An 8,419-nucleotide genomic window follows, 5' to 3' on the forward strand; every position below is an offset into this window, starting at 1 on the left:
CTCGGCTGCCTCGTCAGCAGCGGCCTCGCTCTGGGTGATTTAGGCCGCCTCGGCAACCATGTCGTCGACATTAGCCTTGGCCTGCTCGACCATGTCCTGGTAGGCGTTCTTGATGCGCATGCCGCACGCGATACCCTGCACGCAGGCGTTCTTGACCGGGGCGCTGGTGAGCAGCTTGATGCCGGCCGTGCCAAGCAGAAAACCGCCACCGACAAGCAGGGTATTGAACGTCGACCTCTTCATGTTGCTTCTCCCTTTTGCCGCATTGGACGCGGCACGGTGCCTCAGCACCCGAGTAAACAAGTTTGCTTGAGCACACTTTTAGAAAATAGTTTAGTTTATCCAACTATTAAGGTAAACAAAGGTTAACTTTTGGAAATCTTGGGGTCCAAATTCCATTCAGCCCACCTGACCCGAACGGCCGAGTCGTCACGGAACCGAGGGGCCGGGCGCAGGGCCTTGCCTCTCAATGAGTTCCGCACGAACAGGAGGCGCCAGTGGCGCCTCCGTCGTGAGTCAGGACTGTCCGAAATTGAGAGGCAAGGCCCTGCGGCGCCCGGCCCCTCGGTTCCCGCTTACGAGAGCGCCTTTCTCAGCAACTCGTTGAAGAGCTTCGGGTTGCCCTTGCCGCGGCTCGCTTTCATGCACTGGCCCACCAAAAAGCCAATGACCTTCTGGTTGCCGTCGCGGTACTGCTGCGCCTGCTCGGCACAGTTTGCCAGCACCTCGTCCACAATCGGCTGCAGCGTGCCGGCATCGCTCACCTGACGCATACCGCGCTCGTCGACGATCTTGTTGGGGTCGTCGCCGGTCTGGGCCATGGCCTCAAAGACCTCGTGCGCCTGGTTGGAGCTGATGGCATCGGTCGCCAGCAGCTTGGCAAGAGCCGCCACCTGAGCCGGCGCGATGCCAGACTCAGCCAGCGAGGTACCCGCGTCCTTAAGGTAGGCGATCATCTCGTTGACCAGCAGGTTCGCGACCGTCTGGGCCTCCTTGCCAGCCATGCCGGCAGCAGCGGCCTCAAAGAACTCGGCAAACTCCGGGTCGCCGGCGATCTGCTCGGCGTCGGCGGCCTTAATGCCAAAATCGGCCTCAAAGCGGGCGCGCTTGGCATCGGGCAGCTCGGGAATCTCGCCGCGGCAGCGGTCGATGAACTCGTCATCCAGATCGAACGGCGCCAAGTCGGGGTCGGGGAACAGACGATAGTCGTCGGCCGTCTCCTTGACGCGCATGACCACGGTGCGCTTGCGGCTGGGCTCCCAGTGGCGGGTCTCCTGGTAGATGATGCCGCCCTCCTCGAGCACCTCGGCCTGACGGCAGATCTCGTAGGCAAGGCCGTCGTGCAGGCTCTTAAACGAGTTGAGGTTCTTGAGCTCGGTCTTGGTGCCCAGCTTGGTCTCGCCGCGGCGACGCAGGCTCACGTTGCCGTCGCAGCGCATGGAGCCCTTCTCCATGGAGCAGTCGGAAATACCCAGCGTCACAAAGATGCGACGGAGCTTTTCCATAAACAGACGCGCCTCCTCGGGCGTGCGCAGATCGGGCTCGGTCACGAGCTCAATCAAAGGCGTGCCGCAGCGGTTGTAGTCGACGAGCGACTCGGCCGCGGCGGTAATGCGGCCCTCGGCACCGCCCACGTGCACCATCTTGGCGGCGTCCTCCTCCATGTGGATGCGCAGGATGCGGATGGGCACGGTGTAAGAACCGTCCTCGCGACGCTCGGGCATCTGCATGTTGGAGGCATCGTAGCTGGCTAGGTGGCCGGCGCGCTGATTGCCCTCGCGCATCGTGGAGGACATGGACGTGGACAGGCCCTCGGCATTGGCCGAAGCGCTCGCCAGGCTCTGGGCCTCGGCCTCGCCAAACGCGCAGTCGGGGCGCTCGGCGGCACCGCGACCGGTCACGTCCAGATCCAGATGACCGTACATGGCAAAGGCGACCGGACCCTGCGTGGTCTGGAAGTTCTTGGCCATATCGGGATAGAAATAGTGCTTGCGGTAGAACATCGAGTGGCGCTGGATCTCGCAGTTGGTCGCGAGACCGGCCTTGACGATGCTCTCGATGGCGCGCTTGTTGGGTACCGGCAGGGCGCCGGGCAGGCCCAGGCACACCGGGCACACGTTGGCGTTGGGCTCGTCATCGTGGCTGAGCTTGCAGTTGCAGAACATCTTGGTATCGAGTGCGGTGAGCTCGGTATGGATCTCCAGGCCGATCACGGCCTCCCAATCCTGCAGGACCTCGGAAAGCTCCTTCATTACAGCTCGCCTCCCTTCCCGGCAAAATCGGGCGCGACGGAAAGCGCGGGCGCACCCGTGGCGGCATCGGCAAAGCCGCGCTCCAAGGCGCGGGCAAACGTGAGCAGCTGACGGTCCTTAAACGCCGGACCCACCAGCTGGGCAGAAACGGGCAGCTGAGTATCCTCGCCCAGGCCCAGCGGTACCGAGATACCGCCGTTGCCGCAAATGTTGAGCGAGATGGTGTACAGGTCGGAGAGGTACATCTGCGTGGGGTCGCTGATCTCGCCAAACTTAAAGGCCGTACGCGGCGAGGCGGGCATAAGGATGGTGTCCACCTTGGCATACGCGGCGTCGTAGTCCTGCGTGATGAGCGTGCGGGCCTTCTGCGCGGCGTAATAGTACTTGTCGTACACGCCCGAGCTCAGCAGGTAGGCGCCGAGCATCTGGCGGCGCTTGGCCTCGGCGCCAAAGCCGTGGGCGCGGCTGAGCGAGCTCTGGTCGGACAGGTTGGCGCAGCCTTCCTCCTGGTAGCCATAGCGAATGCCGTCAAAACGGGCAAGGTTTGAGAACGCCTCGGCCGGGCCGATGACGTAGTAGGCGGCGATGGCAGCGTCCAGGTGCGGCAGGTCGACCTCCACGAGCTCGGCGCCCTGGTTCTGCAGCTCCTGGGCGGCACGCTCAACAGCGGCCTTGACCTCGGGCGTCAGGCCCTCGGCCTCCATAAACGCGGGGATGATACCCACGCGCTTGCCCTCGATGCTGTCGTTGAGATGCTCGGTAAAGTCGACGGCACAATCCTGGCTGGTGCAGTCGTACGGATCGTGACCCGCACCGGTAAGCGCATTCATGGCCAGCGCGACATCCTCGACCGTGCGGCCAAAGGGTCCCACCTGGTCGAGCGACGAGCCAAAGGCAACCACGCCGTATCGGCTCACGGCGCCATACGTGGGCTTAAAGCCCACCACGCCGCACAGGCTCGCCGGCTGGCGAATCGAGCCGCCAGTGTCCGAGCCCAGCGAGAGCGCAACCTCGCCGGCAGCAACGGCGGCAGCGGAGCCGCCCGAGGAGCCGCCGGGCACGCGCTCGGTATCCCAGGGGTTGTTGGTGCGGTGGAACGCCGAGCTCTCGGTAGAGCTGCCAAAAGCAAACTCGTCCATGTTGACCTTGCCCATGGGCAGGCAGCCGGCGTCGAGCATGCGCTGAACGCAGGTGGCGGTGTAGACGCTCTGGTAGTCCTCGAGCATACGGGAAGCGCAGGTGGTGCGCGTACCCACGAGATTCATGTTGTCCTTGATGGCCAGCGGCACGCCCGCAAGCGGGGGCAGAGCCTCACCGGCGGCGCGGCGGGCGTCAATTTTGGCGGCAGCCTCGAGCGCGAGCTCGGGCGCCACCTGCAGAAATGCCTGGACCCCACCCTCGCGCGCCTCGATGGCCTCGAGCGAGGCCTGCGCGATCTCGGTGGCAGAGAAATCGCCGGCGGCAACGTGCTCGGCTAGCTGCGCGGCCGTGAATCGATCGAGATTGAGCTTCATTACTCGCTCTCCCCCTCTCCCAAAATGGACGGCACGCGGAAGTAGCGGTCGCGCACGCTGCCGGCGTTTTCGAGCGCGACGTCGAGCGGCAGGTCGCGCTCGGGCTCGCGCAGGTCGTCGCCCATCACGTTGGACAGGCTTCCGATGGGATGGAACGTGGGCTCCACGTCGGGCAAGTCATATTGCAAGACGGGCTCGAGCATCTGGACGGCATCGTTCAGGTAGGACGTCATCTGGGTGAGCTCGTCATCGGCCAGTGCGATCTTTGCGTACTCGGCAATGCCGCGCACGTCTTTCTCGCTGAGTGCCATAGGCGCTCCCTTCCGCATAACAGTTAAACCGCTCTAGTATACAGGGCAACGCCGACTTGGAGCAGGCGCTTTACCCAAATGCAGCGAAAACGTAACGAGGGCGGCGCCTCTGCAGCAAAAGTGCATCGGCCACGGCAGGAACCGTCGCGCCCGCTGCAAAAAACCGTCCCAACATTCGACGCTTTTCGGCAAAATCGCGATTTCCATCGGATGTTGGGACGGTTGGAGCCCGCCACCACAAAGGCGCCTGTCCCCTTTGTGGTGGCTCTTCCCCGGTGCTACAGCAGATGTTCCTGGACAAAAATTGCGATGCCGTCCTCGTCGTTGCTCGCGGTTACAAAGTCCGCGGCGGCACGGGTGGCGTCGCTGCCGTTTGCCATAGCCACGCCCACGCCGGCGTCGGCCACCATGCAGGTATCGTTATCGGCATCGCCAAACACGCAGATATTCTGCAGCTCCATGCCGTTGAGCTCCGCCACGCGCACAAGGCCGCGCGTCTTGGACACGCGGGGATCCATAAACTCGTAGAGTCGCTGCGTGGTTTGCAGAGCAGCCGCCTTAACGGTGTCGTCGGCGAGTGTCGACGCCCGCTCGATCACCTGCGGCATCGCCTCGGGCGCCATGGTGAACATCACCTTGGCCTGCGGATCGCGCAGGAACTCGGCAAAGTCGACCACCTTGTAGGGCACGCCGTCGACACGCGACAGGTGCTCGACGCACGCATTGCTCTCGGGCACATAGAGCACGCCGTTCCGAGGACAAACGGGCGTTGCCGGCAGGTCTGCCATGTGCTCGCAGATGCGCGCGATGGTCTCGCCCGGCAGCGGGTAGCTCAGCTCGTTGATGCCGTGCGCACGGTCGATGACCTCGGCGCCGCCACAGCCCACCAGCACGTCTACTAGGCCGTCGATGCCCCAGAGCTCAAACATGGCCTCGGTCGCCTGGGCGTCGCGCCCGGTGCACAGGCCAAACAGCACGCCGCACTCGCGCAGGGCGCGGATGGCCGCCACGGTGCGCGGGGACACCGTGTGCTCGCTCGTAAGCAGCGTGCCGTCAAGATCGCAGAGTACGGCTTTGATGTTGCTGAAGGTGGCGTCCATGGGGACCTTTCTGGGTAACGCGGCGGTGCTTGATGTATTCGTAAGTGGCGTACATGGTATACCAAGGCGCAGGCGCGGCCCGTCAAAGCAAAAACCACCACAAAGGCGTCTGGCCCCTTTGTGGTGGCAGGATCCGCAGGGTGGCCTGGCCCGGGGCGCAAACCATCACAACATTCGATGTTTTTCGGCAAAATCGCGATTTTCATCGAATGTTGTGATGGTCTTTACTGCCTTGCGGCACGATCAAAATGCCGGCGCCCAAACAGCAGCAACGCCGCAGGGACAGCCGTCACGACCAGGCCCGCCCCTACGAGTGTCTGCTGCACGCCAAATGTCGCCGCCAGCCACGGGGCAATCGCCAGCGGGGCCACGCCGGCAAACATATTGCCAAAGCCCATGACCGAGTTCACGCGACCGAGCTGCTCGAGCGGTGCCGTCGTTTGCACGATGGTGTTGTGGAGCGGGTTGACGACACCCCAAGCTATGCCCAGGGCGATCTGGCCGACGAGGGCCACGCCCACGTACGGCGTCCCCACATAGAGCAGGCTTCCCAGGCCCACGGACATAAGTGCCACGAGCAGCGTTTTTAGGTTGACCAAGTGCGGCGGCAAGCGGAGCGCGAGCACGGCACCCAGTACCGCGCCCACGCCCGAGGCCGACGAGAGCCAGCCCATCCACTCAACGCCGACGCGTAGGACATCGCGATAGAAAAACGACTCGAGCGGATCGAAGGCTCCGTAGCCAAAGTTCGAAAGAAAAATGATGCAGAAAAGTAGCGCGAGGACACTGTTGGTGAAGACTGTCTTGATGCTGGCTGCGAAGGTGGCGCGGGTGGATGTGCTGGGGTTGGAGCTTTGTCCCGCACGCTCCCCTTCCTCCGCCGAATCGGCATCCGCATCCCCGGCGACATGGCTGGTCTGCGGCCTAAAGCCCCAACCGGCGATGAGCGCCAGCACGGTAAAGAGCATCATGAGAACAAACACCGCGCGCGACGACGCAGCAGCCGCGACAAAGCCACCCAGCGTGGGGCCAACGATGATACTCACGTTTGAAAACATGGCGATGGCGGAGTTGATGTCTTTGAGCTCGACAGGATCGTCGGTGAGGTAGGCCGGATAGGACGTGGCGATGGGCTGGGCGAATCCCATCACAAAGCCCAGAAACACCGCGCCGAGCAGGACGACGCCGGTCGCGCTACCAAAGGCGATGATTGCCGTGCCAGTTGCAAGAGCGCCGATGATGCTCAGCAAGAAATGGCGGCGCGGACCCCAGGCGTCGAGCGCAGCGCCACCCGCAAAGGATCCCAGGATCACGAAAACGTTCATAAACAGAACGGCCAGCGATGTCGCCACGACTGAGGCATCGTCTGCATAGGTGAGCGTTCCGATGACGCCGATAAAATAACTGGTCTGAAACCCGGTGTAGATGAGAAAGCGCATCGCCACCAGCCGCTTGGCCTGCACGGACAGCGATGATTGAGGCTTTGAGAAAAGAGATGCGAGCATGGAGACTCCTTGTTTCATACGAATACGGGCGGTGGGCATTCGCCACCGTCTGTCAAATCAATCTATCCGCATGAAACATTAAGGACGCATCAGGACCCTTCTCTCCGTTTTTCGCCCGTCATGAACTACTTGGTAGATTGTAAGGCATGTCCCACACATCTACCAAAGCAAAAACCACCACAAAGGTGCCTGGCCCCTTTGTGGTGGTTGCGACGTTTACGCTGGTTGAGACTTGGCTAGGCCAGGTCGGCGCCGTTGGTGGCGATGACCTTCTTGTACCAGAAGAAGCTGTCCTTGCGGCTGCGGGCGAGCGTGCCGTTGCCGTCGTTGTCCTTGTCGACGTAGATGAAGCCGTAGCGCTTCTTCATCTCGCCGGTCGAGGCGCTCACCAAATCGATGCAGCCCCACATGGTGTAGCCCATCAGGTCCACGCCGTCCTCGATGGCAATCTCCATCTGCTTGATATGCTCGCGCAGGTAATCGATGCGGTAGCCGTCGTGAATCGCACCGTCCGCCTCGACCTCGTCCACCGCGCCCAGGCCGTTCTCGACGATCATCAGCGGCACCTGGTAGCGGTCGTAGACCTCCTCCAGGTAGTAACGCAGGCCCTCGGGGTCGATCGCCCAACCCCAATCGCTCTTCTTGAGGTACTCGTTGCCGGCGCCACCAAAGATGTTGCCCTGCTCCAGCAGCACCGGGTCAGCCGTGGCCGTGGCGCTCATGTAGTAGCTAAAGCTGTAGAAGTCGACCTTGCCGGCGGCCAGCGTGGCGGCGTCCTCGGGCGAAACCTCCACGTGCACGCCTTCGCGGCGCCACACGCTGGGCGCCCACGAGGGATACGCACCGCGCACCTGCACGTCGCCGCAGTAGAAGTTCATCTCGCGCTGCTGCTTTTGTGCGGCCAGAACGTCTGCCGGATTGCACGTGTGCGGGTAGCAGGCGTTGCCGGCGATCATGCAGCCGATCTTGTTCTGGGGATCGATCTGATGGCCCATGGTGACGCACTTGGCGCTCGCCAGGAACTGATGGTGCAGGGCATCGAAGCGCGCCTGCGGGTCGTCCCAGTCGCAGTCGCCAAAAGCCATGGGCGTGTCGGTTGCCTCGGGCACCATGCCGCCGCCCATCACGCCGCCAAAGCCGCCCATGAGCAGGCAATTGATTTCGTTAAAGGTGAGCCAGTAGCGCACCAGGCCCTTGTACTCGGTCATGACGGTGCGGGCGTAGTTGAGGTAGAAATCGATGAGCTTGGGGTTCTTCCAGCCTCCGTAGTTTTTGGACAGACCATAAGGCAGCTCATAGTGGCTAAGGGTGACCATGGGCTCGATGCCCTGCTCCTGACAGGCCTGGAACACACGGCGGTAGAACTCGATGCCGGCCTGGTTGGGCTCGGCCTCGTCGCCGTTGGGGAAGATACGGCTCCAGTTGATGGACATGCGGTAGCACTTAAAGCCCATCTCGCCAAAAAGCTTGATGTCGTCGAGATAGTGATGGTACATGTCCACGGCCTCGTGGCTGGGATAGTGGTACTGGGGCAGAATGCCGTCGGTAATGTGGCGCGGCTCGGAGACCGTGCCGCCGGTCATGATGTCGGGAACGCCGAGGCCCTTGCCGTCCTCGTTGTATCCGCCTTCGCACTGATTGGCGGCAGTGGCACCGCCCCACAGAAATCCATCGGGAAAAGCCATGTTGGCTCCTTTCGTACGTGTTGGGATGTTGCGTGGACGCCGAAGCGGCGTC

General features: G+C 62.7%; 7 protein-coding genes. All 7 read right to left on the reverse strand.

Going from position 1 to position 8,419, the window contains the following annotated elements:
* Positions 1-39: 39 nt before the first annotated feature.
* Positions 40-243: a DUF6110 family protein gene (locus tag DW123_RS02195; RefSeq protein ID WP_118273064.1), complete on the reverse strand. Its 204-nt coding sequence runs from the start codon at positions 241-243 to the stop codon at positions 40-42.
* Between the two features lie 332 nt (positions 244-575).
* Positions 576-2,252: an Asp-tRNA(Asn)/Glu-tRNA(Gln) amidotransferase subunit GatB gene (gene gatB / locus DW123_RS02200; RefSeq protein WP_118273065.1), complete on the reverse strand. Its 1,677-nt coding sequence runs from the start codon at positions 2,250-2,252 to the stop codon at positions 576-578.
* Positions 2,252-3,766 (reverse strand): Asp-tRNA(Asn)/Glu-tRNA(Gln) amidotransferase subunit GatA, encoded by a 1,515-nt coding sequence (gene gatA, locus DW123_RS02205; RefSeq protein WP_118273066.1) that lies wholly within the window; start codon positions 3,764-3,766, stop codon positions 2,252-2,254. The genes gatB and gatA overlap by 1 nt, the downstream gene beginning before the upstream one ends.
* Positions 3,766-4,077, reverse strand: coding sequence for an Asp-tRNA(Asn)/Glu-tRNA(Gln) amidotransferase subunit GatC (gene gatC / locus DW123_RS02210; RefSeq protein ID WP_118099250.1), 312 nt, complete (start codon positions 4,075-4,077; stop codon positions 3,766-3,768). The genes gatA and gatC overlap by 1 nt, the downstream gene beginning before the upstream one ends.
* Before the next feature lie 278 nt (positions 4,078-4,355).
* Complete coding sequence (locus tag DW123_RS02215; RefSeq protein WP_118273067.1) at positions 4,356-5,177, reverse strand: Cof-type HAD-IIB family hydrolase; 822 nt, start codon at positions 5,175-5,177, stop codon at positions 4,356-4,358.
* A 224-nt stretch (positions 5,178-5,401) separates the two neighbouring features.
* A complete protein-coding gene (locus DW123_RS02220) occupies positions 5,402-6,682 on the reverse strand; it encodes an MFS transporter (protein WP_158570710.1) in 1,281 nt (426 codons plus the stop codon).
* Between the two features lie 236 nt (positions 6,683-6,918).
* Positions 6,919-8,367 (reverse strand): glycoside hydrolase family 1 protein, encoded by a 1,449-nt coding sequence (locus DW123_RS02225; RefSeq protein ID WP_117563637.1) that lies wholly within the window; start codon positions 8,365-8,367, stop codon positions 6,919-6,921.
* Positions 8,368-8,419: the final 52 nt, after the last annotated feature.

Origin of the sequence: Collinsella sp. AM10-26, from assembly GCF_003472525.1 — a bacterium.
GTDB lineage: Bacteria > Actinomycetota > Coriobacteriia > Coriobacteriales > Coriobacteriaceae > Collinsella.